At 52.2% G+C, this 19,242-nt stretch carries 17 protein-coding genes and 1 pseudogene; 4 read left to right on the forward strand and 14 right to left on the reverse strand.

The features are described from left to right. Nucleotides 1–73 precede the first annotated feature (73 nt). Nucleotides 74–1,192 carry an aspartate-semialdehyde dehydrogenase gene (gene asd / locus B3511_RS10495; protein ID WP_212475856.1) on the reverse strand — a complete coding sequence of 373 codons (1,119 nt, stop codon included), beginning with the start codon at nucleotides 1,190–1,192 and terminating at the stop codon, nucleotides 74–76. 410 nt (nucleotides 1,193–1,602) lie between these two features. Here asd and B3511_RS10500 point away from each other — a divergent pair, with 410 nt between their 5' ends. Beyond that, entirely contained in the window at nucleotides 1,603–2,145 is a 543-nt protein-coding gene (locus B3511_RS10500; protein ID WP_286782234.1) for a GNAT family N-acetyltransferase, read from the forward strand. A gap of 565 nt (nucleotides 2,146–2,710) precedes the next feature. Here the strand turns inward: B3511_RS10500 and B3511_RS10505 are convergent. The 3 genes from B3511_RS10505 to B3511_RS10515 all read right to left on the reverse strand — a co-directional run bounded on the left by B3511_RS10505 (nucleotide 2,711) and on the right by B3511_RS10515 (nucleotide 5,458). Further along, a complete protein-coding gene (locus B3511_RS10505) occupies nucleotides 2,711–3,301 on the reverse strand; it encodes a TetR/AcrR family transcriptional regulator (protein WP_286782236.1) in 591 nt (196 codons plus the stop codon). Nucleotides 3,302–3,424: 123 nt separating this feature from the next. Beyond that, entirely contained in the window at nucleotides 3,425–4,306 is an 882-nt protein-coding gene (locus B3511_RS10510; RefSeq protein WP_286782238.1) for an NmrA family NAD(P)-binding protein, read from the reverse strand. Between the two features lie 240 nt (nucleotides 4,307–4,546). Next, nucleotides 4,547–5,458, reverse strand: a complete 912-nt coding sequence (locus B3511_RS10515) for a LysR family transcriptional regulator (RefSeq protein WP_286782240.1) — start codon at nucleotides 5,456–5,458, stop codon at nucleotides 4,547–4,549. Nucleotides 5,459–5,579: 121 nt separating this feature from the next. On the opposite strand from B3511_RS10515, the gene B3511_RS10520 reads away from it, so the two are divergent. Beyond that, nucleotides 5,580–6,890: a serine hydrolase domain-containing protein gene (locus B3511_RS10520; RefSeq protein ID WP_286783677.1), complete on the forward strand. Its 1,311-nt coding sequence runs from the start codon at nucleotides 5,580–5,582 to the stop codon at nucleotides 6,888–6,890. On the opposite strand, the pseudogene B3511_RS10525 reads toward B3511_RS10520, so the two are convergent. The 3 genes and pseudogenes from B3511_RS10525 to B3511_RS10535 form a co-directional block, all read right to left on the reverse strand. Next, nucleotides 6,887–7,075, reverse strand: a pseudogene (locus B3511_RS10525) (CDP-diacylglycerol diphosphatase); the annotation flags it as partial. The gene B3511_RS10520 and the pseudogene B3511_RS10525 overlap by 4 nt on opposite strands. A gap of 309 nt (nucleotides 7,076–7,384) precedes the next feature. Next, nucleotides 7,385–8,059: a DUF2625 domain-containing protein gene (locus tag B3511_RS10530; protein WP_286782242.1), complete on the reverse strand. Its 675-nt coding sequence runs from the start codon at nucleotides 8,057–8,059 to the stop codon at nucleotides 7,385–7,387. Nucleotides 8,060–8,424: 365 nt separating this feature from the next. After that, nucleotides 8,425–8,877 (reverse strand): acyltransferase, encoded by a 453-nt coding sequence (locus B3511_RS10535; protein ID WP_046885275.1) that lies wholly within the window; start codon nucleotides 8,875–8,877, stop codon nucleotides 8,425–8,427. A gap of 237 nt (nucleotides 8,878–9,114) precedes the next feature. Between B3511_RS10535 and B3511_RS10540 the strand changes: the two genes are divergently transcribed. Then, entirely contained in the window at nucleotides 9,115–10,071 is a 957-nt protein-coding gene (locus B3511_RS10540) for a sensor domain-containing diguanylate cyclase (protein ID WP_286782245.1), read from the forward strand. A 96-nt stretch (nucleotides 10,072–10,167) separates the two neighbouring features. Here the strand turns inward: B3511_RS10540 and B3511_RS10545 are convergent, their stop codons facing one another. Together B3511_RS10545 and B3511_RS10550 are read right to left on the reverse strand one after the other, a co-directional pair. Continuing rightward, entirely contained in the window at nucleotides 10,168–11,169 is a 1,002-nt protein-coding gene (locus tag B3511_RS10545; RefSeq protein ID WP_286782247.1) for an alpha/beta hydrolase, read from the reverse strand. Beyond that, a complete protein-coding gene (locus tag B3511_RS10550) occupies nucleotides 11,166–12,077 on the reverse strand; it encodes an MBL fold metallo-hydrolase (protein ID WP_286782249.1) in 912 nt (303 codons plus the stop codon). The genes B3511_RS10545 and B3511_RS10550 overlap by 4 nt, the downstream gene beginning before the upstream one ends. A gap of 109 nt (nucleotides 12,078–12,186) precedes the next feature. Between B3511_RS10550 and B3511_RS10555 the strand changes: the two genes are divergently transcribed. After that, nucleotides 12,187–13,149 (forward strand): LysR family transcriptional regulator, encoded by a 963-nt coding sequence (locus B3511_RS10555; RefSeq protein ID WP_286782251.1) that lies wholly within the window; start codon nucleotides 12,187–12,189, stop codon nucleotides 13,147–13,149. Nucleotides 13,150–13,214: 65 nt separating this feature from the next. Here the strand turns inward: B3511_RS10555 and B3511_RS10560 are convergent, their stop codons facing one another. The 5 genes from B3511_RS10560 to paaK form a co-directional block, all read right to left on the reverse strand. Continuing rightward, nucleotides 13,215–15,170, reverse strand: coding sequence for a putative bifunctional diguanylate cyclase/phosphodiesterase (locus B3511_RS10560; protein ID WP_286783678.1), 1,956 nt, complete (start codon nucleotides 15,168–15,170; stop codon nucleotides 13,215–13,217). 16 nt (nucleotides 15,171–15,186) lie between these two features. After that, a complete protein-coding gene (locus B3511_RS10565) occupies nucleotides 15,187–15,681 on the reverse strand; it encodes a molybdopterin-dependent oxidoreductase (protein ID WP_286782253.1) in 495 nt (164 codons plus the stop codon). Between the two features lie 606 nt (nucleotides 15,682–16,287). Further along, complete coding sequence (gene paaY / locus B3511_RS10570) at nucleotides 16,288–16,884, reverse strand: phenylacetic acid degradation protein PaaY (RefSeq protein WP_286782255.1); 597 nt, start codon at nucleotides 16,882–16,884, stop codon at nucleotides 16,288–16,290. A gap of 10 nt (nucleotides 16,885–16,894) precedes the next feature. Beyond that, nucleotides 16,895–17,830 carry a phenylacetic acid degradation operon negative regulatory protein PaaX gene (gene paaX / locus B3511_RS10575; protein WP_286782257.1) on the reverse strand — a complete coding sequence of 312 codons (936 nt, stop codon included), beginning with the start codon at nucleotides 17,828–17,830 and terminating at the stop codon, nucleotides 16,895–16,897. Nucleotides 17,831–17,917: 87 nt separating this feature from the next. Next, complete coding sequence (gene paaK, locus B3511_RS10580; RefSeq protein ID WP_286782259.1) at nucleotides 17,918–19,234, reverse strand: phenylacetate--CoA ligase PaaK; 1,317 nt, start codon at nucleotides 19,232–19,234, stop codon at nucleotides 17,918–17,920. Nucleotides 19,235–19,242: the final 8 nt, after the last annotated feature.

Raw genomic sequence — 19,242 nt, forward strand, 5'->3', positions numbered from 1 at the left:
GGAGCAGAATATAACGCGACGCCACATAACAATAGCACCTACCGGGTAGGTGCTTTGGTCTGCATAAAATGAATCAAACTCTGCCGAGCAGAATATTCAACATGCGGCGTAAAGGTTCGGCCGCGCCCCACAAGAGCTGATCACCTACCGTTAAAACCGAATAAATCGGGTCATTGTTCAGCGACATTTTCTTGTAACGGCCAATGCCCACCTGGAGCGAACCGCTGATATAGGCAGGAGTCAATTTGCTGACACTCTCCTCCTTGTTATTAGGCACATAGTTAACCCAGGGATGAGCATGCGCCACTAAATCTGCAAATTCCGCTTCGCTAACTTCTCGCTTGAGCTTCAGGGTTATGGCAGCACTGTGGCAGCGGATCACGCCGACCCGTATACACAAACCGTTTACCGGGATCGTTCCGGGAGACAGGCCAAGGATTTTGTTCGTTTCTGCCTCACCCTTCCACTCTTCACGGCTGTTGCCATCGCCTAAATCGCTGTCAATCCATGGAATGATGCTACCCATTAGAGGCGCGCCGAAGTTCTGAGTCGGCATTTCAGCGCTATTAATCAGTTCACTGACCTTATTAACTAACGGAAGTACTGAACCTGACGATGCCAGTTCATCGGCGGACAAATGGCTGCTTATATAGGCGCATTGCGTGATTAATTCCCGTACATACTGAGCACCGGCACCCGATGCGGACTGATAGGTCATCACGCTCATCCATTCAATGAGATCTGCCTTTATCAGCCCGGCGAGCCCCATCAGACTAAGCGTGATCGAACAATTGCCACCGACAAAGAGCTTGATACCTTCTTTGACGGCCCGATCGATATGGGTGCGATTCACGGGATCGAGAATAATGCAGGCTCTTTCATCCATCCGCAGCGCTGAGGCCGCATCAATCCAGTAGCCCTCCCAACCATGAGCCATCAAGGCCTGATAAACCGCTTTTGTATAATCGCCGCCCTGACACGTTATGATGATGTCCATTTCCGCAAGCGCATCAATGGAGTACGCATCTTTAAGCGTATAGCTTATGCCATCAATGACAGGTCCCGCAGCCCCCACGCTGGAGGTACTGTAAAAATGCGCAGAAATGTCCTTAAAATCATTTTCTTCCAGCATCCGCTGCAGCAAAACAGAACCGACCATTCCTCGCCAACCCACAATGCCAACTTGCTTCATATGCTTAACCTCAACAACGTTACGAGAATGTTAATTATTTTCGAAGCTCGTTATATCTCATCCCTAAATAAAGGTCATTACGAAGTGCATGGGATCAGGTGATTATTAAAATGTTTCATAAGGCATCAGCTTTTTTTATTCCTCTCGCAGATAAAAAACCTTATTAACGACACGATATTTATTAGGAATTATGTTAGAGCCAATCTTAAGATTTTAAGCAACCCTATGTCCGCTCCTGCCACATAGCAGACAGCACTAGTGCCGTTGAGCGGGCGTTAACTCTATTAAGGTTAAATCTGAGTAACTTTATGAATAAACAGAGTGAAATTATTAGAAAAAATCAACTAAGTCGTTTGTAAGAGACATGACTTGTTAATATACGCCCCCAAATTCTTGCGTGAGGATGAATTATGAAACTTTTTTCGACAGAGCGAACCGATGTACATTTGCTGGTTGGTGAATACGCAAAAAATCTTCAGCTTTATTTAGTGAATAATAGAGCTCATCTGGCGCCATACGAACCTCTACGCGATGATGAATATTTTGCATTAGAGAATATACAAAATCGAATAATCAACTCTCTGAATGATTACCAGGAAAAAAGTAGTCTGCTTCTTGTTGTTACTTTGAAGAATGACCAGAAAATTATAGGCAGTATCAACTTTACTAACTTTGTTTATGGCGTTTTTCAGGCATGTTACCTTGGGTTTTCATTAGATCATGCTAGTCAGGGTAAAGGCTTAATGTATGAATCTTTAGAAAGTTCGATAGAGTATGTTCGTGAGAATTACGGAATACATAGAATTATGGCGAATCATCTTCCTGATAACTTACGTAGTAGCAATACACTGAAAAAGCCAGGATTTAAAAAAGAAGGATATGCCCAATCCTACTTGAAAATTAATGGGGAATGGCAGGATCACATCCTGAACTCTCTGGTATTCCTGGATTAAACATTTTAATAACAGCTCCGCTGTTGGCATTGAGCGGGCTGGCTATCGCGCTTAAAGTCTGCAGTGAGCGGCCGTCTCATGCAGCGTAAGAATGTAAAAAAACCGCCGTGAGGCGGTTGAGCGGGTTAGTCAGCATTAATGAAAACACATCACTGCCGCTTTCTATTCAGCCAACGTCCGCTCCTGGCACAAAGCGGATGGACAAAGTTGCAATGTTCCCTCTGGGTGGAATCATGGAAAAGTTGATAATGCGCAACATTTCCCCCCATAGAGATTGAATGGTCAAGATACTAGGAGTATCAAAAGAGACGGCAACTTTGCCATTCTTTTAGGAAACGCATATATGGCTGACAGAAGACCACTTAATCCAGGCGTAGTTGTTCCTAAACCCGGCGGTGGTACACAGCCCCGTGATCGTAACAATGATGGTAGAGTTCGAGAAAAGCGCTCGGATGCTGGTAAACCACGCAAATAATTAAAGCCGCCTACGGGCGGCTTTTTTCTAGAATGATCAGGATATAGCCTGATTTACCGTTGTCCGCTATGAGCGAAAAGCGGACATAAGTCACTCAACAGAAGGGAGGGGATTTATCAGGACATGAGGCTTCATTGCGGTCATGAGCTCTGAGAATACTTTCTCAGACACTTTTACTGAAGCACCGCTTTGCGAGGACTGCAGGCAGGCAAAACCAGAGCGGATAACTGCGTTAACAGTTTGCCTGTTGAATGAAGTGTCGACGTTGCGTTCTGTCAGATATAACTCAGTTGTTTCTTCAAGCAATATTTCAATGATTTCGAGTTGCCGCGCCAGTAAAGCAGGCGTTTTACGAATAAAAGCCTGTACTTCTCCGCCTCCGGTTTCAGCGCAGTTCACCGCAAATTCATTAAGCGCGTGTTTGAGCGCTTCCCATATGTCTTCTGAAGCCAAAAGCTCGCTGAACCGCTCCAGAAAGCGGCTTTTAAAAAGATGAACAGAATCAAGAAGTACGTCCTCTTTGGTAGGGAAGTACCTGAAGTAGGAACGCTTTGACATCCCCACAGCATGAGCAATCATTTCTACCGTGGTTTTTTCGTAGCCGTATTGCTGAAAAAGCTCAAATGCAGAAACAGCAATTTGTTCTTTTATGGCCTTTCGGGCCAAAGCGCGAGTATTCATTTTTTTATTTATCTGGATTAAAGTTAGCTCAGTTCGGTACAGGTTAAGGAAAAAGTCCACCTGATCTGTCCGGTGGACTCCAGAATATCACAGGGTAAAAAGGCTCAGGCAAATTACAGCCGTTTAACTCAGGTTCTGGCGGACCCATTCATCCATTTTGGTGCCCGGCCGCCCCAGTACTTTCTGAACATCATCCTTGACCACAGCCTGATAGGACAGTCGCCCTTCGGCCGCCAGTTCCATCGTAATGGCAGCACTCTGCATGTAGTAACGGGATCCTGTATCCTCAATTGAAGAAAGATAAGCCCGCTGGCCTGCCGGTTCAATTGACTCGTATTTTATTTCCTTTCCAAGATGTCTGGACAAGATATCTGCCACTTCTGTTCCACGAAGAACTTCAACGCTCAGGTGGTAATCCTGCCCGCCATGCTTCTTCGGACCTTCACGCAGGACCGCCGCGGCTACGGCGGCGATATCGGCGGTACAAACCCAGCCTACGGGAACGTCACCAGGATAGCCCATAAAGGACCCCGTTTCTTTAACTGATGGAGTTCGGGCCAGTATCGTGTCCGTGATAATGTTCGGGTGGAGGTGAGTCCAGGCTATGCCGCTTGCCTGAATGTAGGTTTCGATTAGGTCATGCCATACGAAGTGTGGCTGAATATCCCGACGGGATGTGAACACACCAAGGTGGACAATGTGTTTTACGCCCGCATCAACCGCAACATCCACGAATTTTTTGCTCTGATAGAGCATATCCGCCGTATATCCCGTTAACAAAAATACCCTGTCAATGTTTTCTAAAGCAGGAGCAAATGTCTCGGGATCGTTAAGGTCCAGCGTTACCGCATTTCGCCCCTCGTTCTGCCATTTTCTGGTTGTTTCCGGTCGGCTGGATGACAGTATGACCTCAACGCCATCGCTATTTTTGTCAAATTCAGCCACTACCTTTGAACCCACGGAGCCGGTCGCTCCTAAAATTAAAACCCTCGTAACCATAATCATGTCTCCATTAACGTAATGTAGTTCAGCACTTACATTACAGCATGGATTGTCACTAAATGCACATTGTGACACCAGGTGACATTTTTGGGTATTTTCTCACCCTTATTGCTAAGGTATAGGGGTTCCTGATGCTGTACTCCCCTAAGCAACGTCCGCTCCTGCCACAAAGCGGACATTCAATTTAACAGCCTGTGGGCCTCCTCCAGCTTCCCGATATAGCCAGGTCGTCAGCCCCATCCGCTAACCTGCATGATCGGCAAGCGTCACGGCTGACTCCGCCCAGACGTCGGGAACGATCTTCATCGCCTCGCTGACGGCGAAATTCATCGTCATGCCGGGCTTCCATAGCATCACGATCATCTGGCTCAGCGCCAGATTGCCCACCTCCACATCAATCGCTTTCACGTCACGCCAGCTGGCGGCAGCAAAATGCTTCGGCAGAAAAGCCCATCCCTGACCGCTCTCGAGCATATGGCGCAGCAGCGTTCGGTCATTGGTGTAGAAGGTACGATCGGCGATGCGTCCCTGCTTCGCCGCCACGCCGTCGGGCGCCGGATGCATCACCAACTGCGGCTGCGAAGCGAGATCGAACAGCGATACCGGCTGCTCGCCCGCGAAGAGCGACGCGGCGGCGTAAAAATCGAGTTCGACCAGCCCCACCGAGCGCCACGCCATCTCGCTGCCCAGACTGCGGTGGCGCGCCTGGCAGAGGGCCAGCTGCACCTCGCCGCTGGCGAGTGCCGCTTCCGCCTCTTCGCGCGACGCGCTCCAGGCGCTGACGCGAATATTGCTCTCTGCCAGCGTCTCAATCAGACGGCAGAGAAAAGGGCGCGGCACAAAGGGATCGTAGACCAGGCTGATTTCGTCGGAGATACCTTGACGGACGTGGCGCGCCGCCGCGTCGAACGCCTGCGCCTGGCGCATCAGCAACGCCGCCTGCCGCTTCAGCCGCTGACCCTCTGGCGTCAACGCCAGCGTGCGCCCCTGTCGCGAAAAGAGCGCATAGCCCAGCGCCGCCTCCAGAAACTCGATTAGCTCGCTGACCGTGGCGCGATCCTTGCCAAGCTGTTTCGCCGCCTGCGAAACGGTGCCGAGCGCGGCGACGGTCGAGAACGCCTCTATCTGCGCAAAGGTAAAACTGAGATAGGCCATATCTGCTCCCTGATGCAACTGGTTGAGGGGATTTCCCCACATATGCTGATTTTTGCACAGAGCAGGCCAAATCTATACTGCGGCTTGTCAATTTAAGGCGTGTTACGAAGGAGACAGAATGATGAAAAGTAAAAAAAACCTGCTAATGGCAGCATCGCTGGCGACGGCTGCGCTGCTGTCGTGTTCAGTAACAGCCGCTGAGTCTGCGCCCTGCGGCGGCGTACCGCTGAGTGTTTGTCCGACGCCGTTCGATCGCACCCTGCCCGATCCCAAAACCATGCTCAGCTGGGATCAACAGGATCGCGTGGTGGGCTTTCGCAACGACTACCGCAACTACCCCGCCGATGTTTTTCATCACGGTACCGCCCAGCCGCTGCCGCTGGCAAAGCATCAGCTCGGCGAGGTTAGCTACCGCGTCAACGGCCACCGCTACAGCATGGCGGACTACCTGAAGCGTCAGAACGTGGCGGGGATGTTGGTACTGAAAAACGGCCAGATCGCCTACAAATATCTGGCGCACGGCAACAGCGATAGCACCCTCTGGACCTCGCGCTCGGTGGGTAAATCAGTGGTGTCGACGCTGGTCGGCGTGGCGCTGAAACAGGGGAAAATCCACTCGCTGGATGACAAGATCACCGATTACGAGCCGGAGCTGAAAGGTACCGCCTGGCAGGACGTGACGCTGCGACAGCTGCTCACCCACACCTCCGGCGTGGCGTGGAATGAAGATTACACCCAGCCCGACTCCGATTTTGCGCAGCTGACCCAGTGCGAGGCGCGGCCTGGCACCTATGATTGCGTGCGCGAGCTGATTACCGGCCTGAAGAAGGCGCATCCGGCGGGCCAGCACTGGTCCTACTCGTCGGGCGGCGCCTGGCTGCTGGGCGACGTGCTGGAGCGCGCCACCGGCATGTCGCTCGCCGCGTATCTGCAGCAGAGCATCTGGCAGCCTTACGGTATGGCGAATGACGGTGTCTGGCACGCCTATCAGCCCGGCAAACATGACGTCGGCGCGCACGGCTTCAACGCCACGCTGGAGGACTGGGGGCGCTTCGGCGAGTTTGTACGCCATGAGGGGCGCCTGCCGAATGGCGATAAAGCGCTGCCGGACGGCTGGCTGAAGCTCGCCTCTGACTGGACGCAGGCACAGGGCTCGGTTTCCGCCGCGCATCCGCAGGGCATTTACGGCTTCCAGTGGTGGAACAACGAGGTGCCAGCGAACGCGAAAAACGTTGAGCCTACGCCGCAGCAGTCGCTGAAGGGGTCGCTCTGGGCGCTGGGCATCTATGGAGAGATGATTATGGTTAACCCCGACGAGCAACTGGTAATTGTGCAGTGGTCGACCTGGCCGCAGGCGGAACCCTCGTTCAGCGCCCAGCCGCTGGAGGCGTCGCTTATGTTTAGCGCAATCGCGCAGCAGCTGCGCGACTAAGAAAAATCGGGATGGGGGCTGTCAGCTGACGGAGCCGTAAGGATAAAGCAGCGTTTATCAAGCAGCGATTCAACGGAGGCGCGATCGCCCTTGTCCCCGCCGCGCCGCGTGGTCAGCAGGACATATTCTTTCTCGCCCGAGAAAGTAGTGTGTACCAGTGCCACGTCATACTCCGCCAGCTGCGGCGTAATACCGTTAGCCTGCATCAGTGGGTCTTCGTGAAGAAAACTGCCTGGCAGAGCATGGCTTACTGCTCCGGCTCAGCGCCCTTCACAGCGCAGCGCGCCGGGATTGGAGATTTCCCCTGCTCACTCCTTTGCTGTATTTGCGCATTAGGCAGCCGACTTCTCTGGCTCGTGACTGCTCTGCGGAAGCCGATAACGATTAGGTGGAAACCGAAGGTCCGCTTTGTGCGAGGAGCGGACGTTCAAAGTTGTTCTCACAATGTTAAAAGTATTACCTACATTGTGGTGTCTTAATCTGCACGGAAGAGGTTATTCGCCCTGCATTTTGGTTAATTGATGTTGTAAGTTCATGCTTAACGACCAGTGCTCATCAACAGACACAACAGCTCGTGAACGCTGCTCTATAGCCAATTGTGGCTCGGTCCACAGGAAGGGATAAAAGGAGTAAACCGCGTCACCATTCATTTCAGATGTTTCTTCACGCCAGCCTGTCCAGCGTACGCTTTGATAGAATCTTTCCAAATTGCCGCAGAGAGCCCAGTGCAGAAAACCTGAATAGTTAGTATCAAGGCTCTCCCATTCCAGAGAATCTGGTGCGAAATAATATACGCCGCCTCGATCTTCACCGAATTCACCACCGTTAAGTGCAAAAAAGCCCCCCGATACATCATCAGCAACCAAGAGCGCCTGAAAATTCCGGCCTGTTGTTACAGATTGCGTCCAGGAAGCAGGAGCTCGTGCCAGCCTGGGATGACCAGAGCCTAAAATCCGCAACCAGCCATTATCAACCAGGATGCCACCCGTTTCGTATAACACAGCGCCTAGCGGGGAGAGCGTTGTAACCTGAAGCTGATGTAAGGCAGATCTTGCGAGCGTTGGGTCACAGGGAAGCACTTCATAATTATTGTTCGCTTCTTTCAGCCATTGCTGCACCATAAGCCAGCCAGAGCTTTGCTGATCAATTAATTCAGTCAGTTCCCTCATACCTTATCCTTTATCGCACTTCGCATCTTAAGCATATATATCGGACGACTAGCCGATAACCTGAACATGGTCAATTACATGCTCCGCAAGATAAACATAGCATTAGATTAGCAACGTCTGCTTTTGGCAGAAAGCGGGCATTTAGCCACGGCAGAAATGTCATAAAAGAAAAGAGTTGTGCAGCGCAATGCTACAGGCAGCCTGATTGAGATAAGGAAAGCAGATCCAGGGTACAAATATCAGGCTGAAGAAATACCGGGGCAGTTAATCCAGGGCAAAAAGCATTCCTCTCGGCCCGAGCAAAAAGAGGCCATAATCACCCAAAGGAGACATGACTCCGGACCCGATAGTGACAGAGATAGAACTTAAAGATTTCTCAAAAGCCTGGCGGGATTGCCCGCGTACACCCCTTTTATAAGCACAGGTTTGGTCACCACGCTGCCTGCACCAATCACCGCCCCACTGCAAATCTCCGTGGTTAAAATGGTTGCTCCACTGCCGACTGTTACTGCGTCGCCTAAGACGATATCTATCCAGCTTTCTGCAGACGCATCCGGACCGCCACGCTTGAAAAGATCATTAGCAAAGGTTACACCATGGCCAATAAAGCAGTCGCTGCCTAAGGTAACGTTCTCACAGATGAACGAGTGGGACTGTACCCGGGTTCTGTCGCCTATAACGCATCCCTTTTGTATTTCGACAAAGGGTCCCACGAAAACATCGTCTCCCAGTTCACATTCATAGATGTTTACCGGCATAACGACTTTCACATTTTCACCGTATTTTACGTCACGAATGCCGCTTTCAAGCACTTTCATATCCGCGGGCTCCTTTCTCAAAATGATTCGGCACAGTATGAGCAATGGCTCGTCCCTCTCCTGTTCAAACCTGCCGGGCGTTGTTATCACTCAAAACAGGAATAAACCCTAAGGCAATAAAGCCTTAGCGTCCATTCACGCAGGTCGATTCTGCTTATCCTATACTCAGTAAAAAATGGTTAGACTGAATTTCGGCTATGTACCGCCTGCGAAATTCACAGAAGTTATTGAGGTCGTATGAAATTCCCCGGCGTACCGGAAAATGAAGAAGAAAGATTAAAATCGCTTTATCTCGCAGACCTGCTTGATACCCGAGACGATGAACGTTTCGACCGTCTGACCCGTCTTGCCCGAAAAATCTTTCAGGTGCCGGTGGTGCTTATCAGTCTGCTGGATCGCGAGAGACAATGGTTGCTTGCCTGCGAGGGACTCGGCATCCGGGAGACGCCACGTAATATCTCATTCTGCGGCCATGCCATTTTGCAGGATGGGGCATTCATCGTAAACGATGCCACCACGGACGATCGTTTTCACGATAACCCTCTGGTCACCGGTGAACCTTACATCCGGTTTTATGCCGGCTATCCGGTGCATCTGCCCTCCGGTGACGTTGCGGGCACGCTTTGCCTCATCCATACCCACCCTCGCCCCTTTAGCGATGATGATATTGCTTCCCTGAAGGACCTGGCATTCATTGTTGAAGATGAATTTCAGGTCATTGGTATGGCAATGACCGACAGCCTGACGGGCATAACCAATCGCCGGGGGTTTTACCGAACAGGAGAAAAACGCTTCCGTAATCTCAATGAGCGTAATGCGGCGTTCAGTCTTATCTTCTTTGATCTGGATAAATTCAAACCTATCAACGATCTCTGGGGACATGGTGAAGGCGATGAGGTGCTGAAAGTCTTTTCAAAGTTGCTGCTACAGTTCCTGAAACCCGGTGATATTGCAGGTCGACTGGGTGGCGATGAATTTGCCGTGCTCATTACTCACCGCAGCGATACGAAAGCCTTTCTGCATGCCCTGCGTCAGGGGGTGGAGAAATACAACGAACATTCCGGTAAACCGTACAATATCAACTTCTCATCGGGCGTTCTGCACAATGACCCGGATAAGTACGCATCGCTGGATGAAATGATTAAGAAAAGTGACGAAGTCATGTACTCCGTGAAGCGCAGAAGACAGCTTTAAACGCCCTGCCGACCTTTGCTCACTCTCTCTTCTGGCGGCTGGTCGTAATGAGCGAAAAGCGGACATATAACTATGTCCGCCTGTTTGTCGCCTGTTTTAGCGGCGCCCGCCTCCCCTCTGAGTCAACGAAGAGGACGCCTTCAGAAAGTTGATGATTTCATCAAAGGCCTGCCAACGGCCAGGCTCCATCAGAATCATGTGCGTGCCGCCGCCAATCTCAATCCAGCGTCTATGGGCGGCGTTATCGAAGCGCCCGAACAGATCCTGCATCATATCGACTCGCACGTCCTGATCCCACTCGGCGCGCAGGAGCAGTACCGGCGCAGTTATGGCGCTCGGGTTATAGAGCGGACTATTGGCGAGCCAGTTTTCACGGACATCCTGAAGGGCGCCACCCGGCGCCCGGATGATGCCAGGCTCCGCAGCATCCGGATCCGTGGCGGCAGTGATGGCGGCCCACTGTTCGAACCAGCCGTGTGGCAATACGCTTTCGTGTCGGTCAGCCGGAACACCGGCTAGCCACGCCTCGCGAAAGGCGCCGACACGTATCTGGCGCCACGCCGCGAGCGGCTGCCCTGTATCGATGCGTAGGGGACGATTCGATAACCATAGCGGAGCGATAAGCACCAGTTTTTCAACATATTTGCCATGCTGCTCTGCATAAATCCCCGCGACCGAGCCACCCCAGGACATGGCGACCACGCTGAGGCGTTCGATGTCATTCTCGGCGAGCACGTACTCAACGGCGGAAGCCAGATCCCGTGCCGCGACCTGTGCTCGCGTCAGGGGTGATGCGTTATCGGGCGACGCCGCCATTTCAGCGGGTCTGGTCGAACCGCCATAGCCGCGGGCATCTACCGCCCATACGTCGAAACCCGCCATGGCAAGGACATCCATAAACGATGCGCCATCCACCGGAACATCGAACAGACTCTCACTGGGGAAAGTGGCACCGTGTATCAACATCAGCGTTGTGTCCGAAGTGGCACGGCCGGTGTCGCGCCGACGCCGGCGAAGTAGCTGCAACTGGACGTCAGCGGTATCACTGTTAATGAGGTAAGTTTCGCGAAGCAGTAAGCTGGACATAGTGTCGTTCATGGCTGGACTCCCTGAATGAATTGCCAGGCGAAGCTTTGCTTCTGTTGGCTGACTTTGCCAACGGAGCTGTCGCCAAAGTGAGTAGTGAAAACCAGTGCATCGAGATCGACAGCAAGCTGCATGGCCTTGTGACGGGACTGCGCCGCCGCCTCCGGAAACTCGCAATAGACTGAGTTAGTCTCCGGATGACGAACCTGGAGCGGATGATGCATGACATCGCCCCAGAACAACGCAGTTTCCCCCCGGGAGGTGACTGAAATGGAGGCATGATCGATGCTGTGACCAGGCGTAGCGTGGAAACGGAAGCCTTCGATCAGGGTATTATCAACTTCGATGCGTTGATCCAAACCGGCCTCGACGATGGGCATCACGCTATCCTCGAAAACGCCGTCGAGTGGCTGATGACGCGGTATGCCTATTTCGGTCTGCCGCAGAATGCTTGCCACCGCTTCCGGCTCGCGAGAAAGCGCCAGGTTGTAGTCATATTCACGATCAGAGAAGACGTAGCGGGCATTCGGAAATGTTGGAACCCATTTTTCGTCTTGTAACCGGGTGTTCCATCCCACATGGTCAGCGTGAAGATGGGTAAGCAAGACCAGGTCCACCGCCTCAGGCGACACCCCTATCGCCTGCAAACGCTGCAGAAAAGGCTCTTTGAGCTGGTGAAACACCGGTGCCGTTGGCCGGAGCTTGTCATTGCCGGTCGCGGTATCGATCAGGACGGTATGGGTTGGCGTCTGTACCACCCAGGCATGAATGCTTTGCCGCAGCAGGCCGCTCTCAACATCGTAACTTCGCTTACCCCAGTGGCCAGCATCGCTGAGCAGCCCCTGTAAATCACCCTCCGGGAAGAGTTGGGACGCATCAACAGCATCGAGCGCCAGCTCAGGTACCTTGATGATCCGCATATCCCCGACGAGAAAGGTTTCCTGGTTCGCCATAATGTTTTCCGATTGACTAAAGAAGAGTATCAGCGTACTACTGGCCTATTCATTAACCAAATCGATTCAAATAATAATGCAGATTGACCATTTCGATTTAAGAACGTTTGATCTCAATCTTCTGATTGCCTTTGATGCGCTAATGCGCGAGCGGAGCGTAACCCGGGCGGCAGAACGGCTGAAAATTCGTCAGCCAGCCATGAGCCACAGCCTCTCATTATTGAGAACGCTCTTTCAGGACGAATTGTTTGTCCGCGTCGGCACAGTTATGCAGCCGACGGTACGCGCATTAGCGCTGGCCGAACCGGTGGAGCAAGCGCTTGGAATGATGCAGAAGGTTATTCACGTCACTTCGGTGTTCGAACCCTCGACCGATCACCGAATCTTCCGCATGGGGTTCTCAAGCGAAGTAGAGCTACTGCTGATGCCGGAGCTCGCCTTACGTATGCGGCAACTCGCGCCGGGGGTAAAGCTACATGGACGCCCGGTGCAACGGGGCGATGTCTACCGCATGCTGGATGATCGGGTGTTGGATTTGGCTATAGGCTGTTTTGACAGCCAGGCGATGCGTTATCGCCAGCAGTTCTTGTTCGAGCAGTCGTTAAGTTGCGTTTTCCATCCTGACCGGATGGCATTCAAATCAGCAATTTCCCTCGAAAATTACTTAAGCGTGCCGCATGCGCTGGTAAGCCTCAGCGAAAGCTTGCATGGTTGTCTTGAGTCGGCACTGGATGAGATAGGCAGAAAACTCAACGTGGTTGCCACGTCGTCGGAATTTCTCAGTGTGCTGGGTATGGTTGCGAGTGCGCCAGTGATTGCCACGCTACCCACCCGGATGGCAAGGCGCTACGGTAAAGCATTTGGCCTGCGGATCGTCCCGGTGCCGTTGACACTAAATTTACCGGACGTATCTCTGATCTGGACGGCACAGGAGGATAATAATCCCGCATCTCAATGGTTGAGAGGGGAAATCGGCAGCATCCTCAGCGAGGCTGTCACGAATACAGCCAGCCCCAAAGAGAGTAAACCGCTAACCTGAACTAGTTTCCCGCAGCAGGTTCAACACGGAATAGAATGATTATTGGTGCCCCTCCCCCCTGCCCCTCAGGACTGCACGCTTAACAGCCGCGATTTGCCGATCCGGATAGCATCATCGATACAGGGTTGAGGCTTGCCAAACAGATATCCTTGTGCGAAGTCGCAACCCAGCGCCTGCAGGCTTTCCAGCTGCTCCTGGGTTTCAACCCCCTCTGCCACCGCTTTCATATCCAGTGATTTGGCCATGCCGGTGATGAGCTTGATGATATTCAGCGCATCCTCCTGGGCAGAGAGTGAGTGTACGAAGGATTTATCAATTTTGATCTTATCAAAGGCCAGCCGGCTCAGTCGTGAAAGAGAGGAGTAACCCGTACCAAAATCGTCGATGGAGATTTTCACCCCCAGGGCTCTGAGCTTTTTAAGGGTATTCATCGGCGTATCGTTCTCTGTAAAGAGAGACGACTCCGTCACTTCCAGTTCAAGGCGCTCGGCCGGAAGCCCTGTCTCTTTCAGAATAGCGAGCACAACCGAGGCAAAGCTTTTACTGCCAAGCTGGACCGGTGAAACATTGACTGAAATTTTAGCCGGAACCGCCCAGGAAGCCGCTTCCCGGCACGCCATTTCCAGCACGGACTTGCCCATCTCATTAATCATTCCCGTTTTTTCAGCCAGCGGAATAAAGGTATCCGGCGACAATAACCCTTTCTGCGGATGTATCCAGCGAATAAGGGCTTCGTAGCTGTATATTTCACGGGTGAACGAGTCAACAATAGGCTGGTAATAGACCACGAACTCTTTATTGGTTATCGCCAGCGCCATATCATGCTCAAGGGTTCGGCTTTCTTGCAGCTTATCTAACATGCGTTGGCGGAAAACTTTAATCTTACCTGAGCCCTCATTTTTAGCTTCATACAGGGCGAGATCGGCAAATTTGTAGAGATAATCAGAGCGGCGTTCCGTTTCGGAAATAACAATACCGACGCAGGAGGTAATATTGATAATCGTGTTATAGATCGTGTAAGGCTGATTGATAGACTCACTTATTTTTTGCGCACGCGATATCGCACGGCTTTCCGTCAGGCCACTCGAGAGCAAGGCAAACTCGTCTCCGCCCAGGCGATAAAGTGTATCTGTCGTGAGGCTCATCGACATCAGACGGTGAGCGATCTGGCGTAATAACATATCGCCCGCATCGTGGCCGTAAGTATCATTGACCTCTTTGAAACGGTCTAAATCAAATAACATTACCGCCACCGGAATATTATTTTTCTGCGCCAGTGCGATCGCTTCATTTAAATTTTCCCAAAAACACAAACGGTTATTCATTCCCGTCAGTGAATCATGGTAAGCGTCATATTCCAGCTTCGCATTCTGGATTTGCAATTTTTCTTTCGATTTTTGCAACTCTTCCGCCAGGGTCTGCACCTGAAGATGCGCCTTATGAATATTCCTGTTCTGAATGAATATCAGCCCCCCCAGGATCGCACTTAGAATGATCAGAAGTACGGATGTCGCGGAGTAAATATAATAGAGCGTTTGAATTTTGCTGTTGGTGCCATTAATGGAGTTAACATCCTTATCTAAGGCACCGGAGGAGAGACGACTGAGCGGCGCGTCAAGCGCATGCATCCCTTTCAGGTAGGTTTCGAGCTCTGAACGCGTCATTTTCTCAAGATGCGCATCCAGATAATTGAGACTCGCTTCAAGTTGAAAGGCGAGCGCCTGATGCGCTTTATTACTTTTTATATAGTGCGCTAAATCGCCCTCTTTCAGGAGATTACTCTGGCTGAGCATAATATCGAGACGCATACGCACCTCGTCGATCGGCATAGCTTCATCAAGTGCGTAAAGACCGAGCCACGATTCGAATCGGTAGTATTCAGAAACCATCTGTGCAGCAGACCATGAATCGGTGTAGTGAGTCAGCTTCTGTAACTCTTGTTGCCTTTCATGCACAAGAAAAGAGACATACCCGGTAGATATAAAAAGAAAAAAAATGATGCCAGCCAGTATTCTATTCATGATGCTCCTTGAACCACTACTCAATGCTCATTCTGCTGACCTGCCATGCCGATCGAGAATAGAAAATCTGATTATTTAGTTCAGGCAGGCTGTCATAGGGATACACCACAAAGAGCGGGCCTTTATCACGGATACGCATGTACTCGCCGTTAACTTTCATCGCCAGAATAACATTGTATTTTTTGAAATCACTGAGCGGGATTTCGGTGGTGTAATCATTGAGCGCCGTCACCTTAACAAGCGAACCTTTCGCCCCGACATAATCCATTAGCTTCTGCAGAGAGATGCCCGTAAAGGTCGTACGCCCGTTATACCAGGGTGAGGTGGTCTGGAAAGTAACCATGCCCAGCTTCTCAAGGCTGGCCACATCGAAAACAGCTTTCCCGTCTTCGTTGGTGTTCTCAATATTACCGGACAGTGTCAAAAGCACTTTTCCCGTCGGTTTGGGAAGTTCACCCGCCCAGACCTGGCTTGAGACCATTAAACTTAACAACATCGCGATCAACCGCATCCTAACCTCACCTCACAGACAGACAGACAGACAGACAGACAGACAGACAGACAGACAGACAGACATAGTAGAATTATAATTAAGTAAACATGCTATTAATATATCCTGCCTGGCTATTCTTAACGCAACAGATTACTCAACACCATAACCCATTGAAATCAATAATTTAAACTCTTTTGATTTTTAATTATAGGTTAGGTGAAAATCCTTACTATTAATTAAGGCTCGCTAAACTTTATTGTACGCAGTACAAATTAAAGCCAGTTGGTTAATTAATGAAAATATACACATACTAAACACATGGTTATTTAAACCAGCAGCTAATGAGTATAGTTGGTTTTTCAGGCGGGTGGGCTTTGGGGAGTGGCCATTCAGGGCTTGTCAGGCGGCCAGATGCCCATTCTCGCACCTGTCGCCCTCAGAGTTTACCCACGCAATCTTCTGTCATTGGCGTAAAGTGGGCGACTTCACGGGATCCAATGTCCGTTATCAGCATGAGCGTTTATTGCACTACAATTCATCGACGCGCTCAGATTTATGGTTGGGAACACCAGACGCCGACTTTCGAATAGCCGACGATGGATTCACGCGGGATAAGGGTGATCGTTAGCGGGATGATTTTGGCCGCAGGTTTTCATCAAACACCAGCCGCTGACGTCCCGGCTCCACTTCCCGCAGCGGTTCCACCTGATGCAGGGTACGCTTACAGCGATCCACCAGCACCTGATACTCCCGGGTGCCCTGCTTCTTCCAGGCCATTTCCTGCTCCGTCAGCGCGCGGATGGCTTTCGCCGGGCTGCCGATAATCAGGTGCCTGGCGGGCATTTCCGCCTTCGCTTTCACAAAGGCCGCCGCGCCGACAATGCTGTTTTCGCCAATCACCGCACCGTCCATGATCACCGCATTCATTCCCACCAGCGCATTCTTGCGGATAACGCAGCCGTGCAAAATGGCGCTGTGGCCGATATGTCCGTCCTCTTCCACAACGGTATCCTGCTCGGGAAAGCCGTGCATCACGCAGTTATCCTGCACGTTAGCCCCGTCTTTCACCACAATGCGCCCGAAGTCGCCGCGCAGGCTGGCATTGGGCCCGATATAGACCCCTTTGCCAATAATCACATCGCCAATCAATACCGCAGTCGGATGAACATAGCTCTCTTGCGCCACGACCGGCGTCAGACCATCTATTTGATATACAGGCACATAACCTCCGTTACGCGCTGGTCAGGCCGCCAAAGCGTTGCCAGTAAAGCGAACCCGGCGCAGGCAGTTCACCCACCGTGGTCTCGCCCTTTTCACTGACAAACGCCAGCGCGCCGGGCGCCACGCGTTGATAAATGTTGATGCAGAGTTGTCGCGCCGTTTGCCCCGCCCAGTGCGGTGGGAGCAACTCCTCCGGCAACAGCGGATCTTTAAGGATCACGCGACGGTAAAAATGGATCAGTAACAGCTGAATCTGAAAACAGCGCTCAGGCGTTAACGCCTCCGCAGAGGCTTCGCGCAGCAACGGCAGTAGCGGCCTGAACGAGTCGATAAAGCTTTCGTACATCAGGTTCTGTTCGCTTAAATGCCAGCACTCTTCGACACGGGCGCGCAGCGCGGCACGAGAAAGCGCCAGGGGGGTGTGCGCTTCAAAACAGATGACGTTATCTGCCACCCCCGCTTCATGCAGCAGCGACTGCACGTCGGCCAGTTGCTGGGATGGCGAGGCCATCAGGCTCGGTGCCAGCGTGCCAAACCCCTGCCAGATGAGCTGCTTTTTCACCTCATTGAGGGTGGATTTATCCAGCCCCTCCGACAACAACAGCAGCCACTTGCCATCCCAGGCGGGCTGTTCCGCCCGGTAAATTTTGTGTTCCGCGCGGCGGGTTAAACGCAGCCCCTTGTCGCTCAGTCGATAAAAACTGCGACGTCCAATGCGCGCCACGTCCAGCCAGCCCTCTTTGTTCAGGCGAAACAGCGCGGTACGCACAAAACGTTCACCAAATCCCATTCCTTCAAGCAGCGCAGCCAGGCTACCCAGCCAAATTTCCCCGCCACGATGGGAGAGCGCATCGCCATACAGGGAAGCGATCAGTGAGGTTCCGCTCACGGGTACACAACTGACCGCATGCTGGATAAAGTCGTCGAGTTTACTCATGTGATTCATTCTGCAGTTATTATGAGTGAGGATGAATCATAGCACAGCCGAAAAGCGTCTGGCCCGCCCCTAAAAGAGAGAGGGCCAGCGTCAGGATTAGCCGTTGGCGGCCATTTTCCGCAGGTCGAATACGCGACAGGCTTTTCCTTCGGAACGTGGGATGCTGCCACAGTTCACGATAGTAACATCGGTCGAGATCCCCACCATTGATTTAATACGATGGCGCAACTGGTGGCACACCTGGCAGCGCTGTTCATGGCTGAGCGTCAGACTGCTCTGTTTCAGCTCGACCTTCACGCAAAGTGAATCAAGATGGCCGTTACGGTTTACTTCCAGCTGGTAATGCGGCGAAAGATGTTCAAACTTGACGATCTCCTCTTCCAGCTGGGACGGGAAGACGTTAACGCCACGAATGATGAGCATGTCATCACTGCGTCCGCTAATGCGATCCATCCGCCGCATGGTGCGCGCCGTCCCCGGCAGCAGGCGCGTCAGGTCACGGGTGCGATAGCGAATCACTGGCAGCGCCTCTTTGGTCAGGGTAGTGAACAGCAGCTCGCCCTGCTCGCCGTCCGCCAGCGGGGTACCATCGTTCGGATTGACGATTTCGGGATAGAAATGATCTTCCCAGATGGTCGGACCGTCCGCAGTTTCAATGCACTCCATCGCCACTCCGGGCCCCATCACTTCCGACAGACCATAGATATCCAGAGCGGTAATGCCGAGGCGTTTTTCGATTTCGCAGCGCATCGCCTGCGTCCACGGCTCGGCACCAAACACCCCGACCCGCAGGGAGCACTGACTGGCGTCGCCACCCATTTGACGCTCCAGCTCTTCGATCAGATTCAGGCAGTAGGAAGGCGTGACCATAATCATATCCGGCTGGAAATCACGGATCAGCTGGGCCTGTTTTTCGGTCTGGCCGCCGGACATGGGGATCACCGTTGCCCCTAAGCGCTCGGCGCCATAATGGGCACCCAGCCCGCCGGTAAAGAGCCCGTAGCCGTAGGCGACGTGAATTTTATCTTTTGCGCTGCCGCCCGCTGCACGCAGCGAGCGCGCAACCAGGTTGGCCCAGTTATCGATGTCATTCTGCGTATAGCCCACGACCGTCGGCTTTCCGGTCGTGCCGGACGAGGCGTGGACGCGCACCACCTGCTCCATCGGCACGGCGAAGGTGTCGAACGGATAGTTATCACGCAGATCTTGTTTAGTGGTGCAGGGGAACTTGCGGATATCCGCCAGCTCTTTGAAATCATCAGGGTGAACGCCCGCCGCATCGAATTTGCGTTGATACATCGGGACGTTGTCGTAAGCGTGTTTTAGCGTCCACTTCAGACGCTGGGTTTGCAAAGCCTGCAGTTCATCAACGGAGGCGGTTTCAATCGGATCAAGCTTTGTTGTCGTTGTCATTGTAGGGT

It is taken from the genome of Leclercia sp. UBA1284 (assembly GCF_002308415.1).
Lineage (GTDB): Bacteria > Pseudomonadota > Gammaproteobacteria > Enterobacterales > Enterobacteriaceae > Enterobacter > Enterobacter pneumoniae.

Coding starts and splice junctions, on each gene's coding strand:
- asd (WP_212475856.1), bottom strand. CDS start 1,192: ATGAAGCAAGTTGGCATTGTGGGTTGGCGAGGAATGGTCGGTTCTGTT.
- B3511_RS10500 (WP_286782234.1), top strand. CDS start 1,603: ATGAAACTTTTTTCGACAGAGCGAACCGATGTACATTTGCTGGTTGGT.
- B3511_RS10505 (WP_286782236.1), bottom strand. CDS start 3,301: ATGAATACTCGCGCTTTGGCCCGAAAGGCCATAAAAGAACAAATTGCT.
- B3511_RS10510 (WP_286782238.1), bottom strand. CDS start 4,306: ATGATTATGGTTACGAGGGTTTTAATTTTAGGAGCGACCGGCTCCGTG.
- B3511_RS10515 (WP_286782240.1), bottom strand. CDS start 5,458: ATGGCCTATCTCAGTTTTACCTTTGCGCAGATAGAGGCGTTCTCGACC.
- B3511_RS10520 (WP_286783677.1), top strand. CDS start 5,580: ATGAAAAGTAAAAAAAACCTGCTAATGGCAGCATCGCTGGCGACGGCT.
- B3511_RS10530 (WP_286782242.1), bottom strand. CDS start 8,059: ATGAGGGAACTGACTGAATTAATTGATCAGCAAAGCTCTGGCTGGCTT.
- B3511_RS10535 (WP_046885275.1), bottom strand. CDS start 8,877: ATGAAAGTGCTTGAAAGCGGCATTCGTGACGTAAAATACGGTGAAAAT.
- B3511_RS10540 (WP_286782245.1), top strand. CDS start 9,115: ATGAAATTCCCCGGCGTACCGGAAAATGAAGAAGAAAGATTAAAATCG.
- B3511_RS10545 (WP_286782247.1), bottom strand. CDS start 11,169: ATGAACGACACTATGTCCAGCTTACTGCTTCGCGAAACTTACCTCATT.
- B3511_RS10550 (WP_286782249.1), bottom strand. CDS start 12,077: ATGCGGATCATCAAGGTACCTGAGCTGGCGCTCGATGCTGTTGATGCG.
- B3511_RS10555 (WP_286782251.1), top strand. CDS start 12,187: ATGCAGATTGACCATTTCGATTTAAGAACGTTTGATCTCAATCTTCTG.
- B3511_RS10560 (WP_286783678.1), bottom strand. CDS start 15,170: ATGAATAGAATACTGGCTGGCATCATTTTTTTTCTTTTTATATCTACC.
- B3511_RS10565 (WP_286782253.1), bottom strand. CDS start 15,681: ATGCGGTTGATCGCGATGTTGTTAAGTTTAATGGTCTCAAGCCAGGTC.
- paaX (WP_286782257.1), bottom strand. CDS start 17,830: ATGAATCACATGAGTAAACTCGACGACTTTATCCAGCATGCGGTCAGT.
- paaK (WP_286782259.1), bottom strand. CDS start 19,234: ATGACAACGACAACAAAGCTTGATCCGATTGAAACCGCCTCCGTTGAT.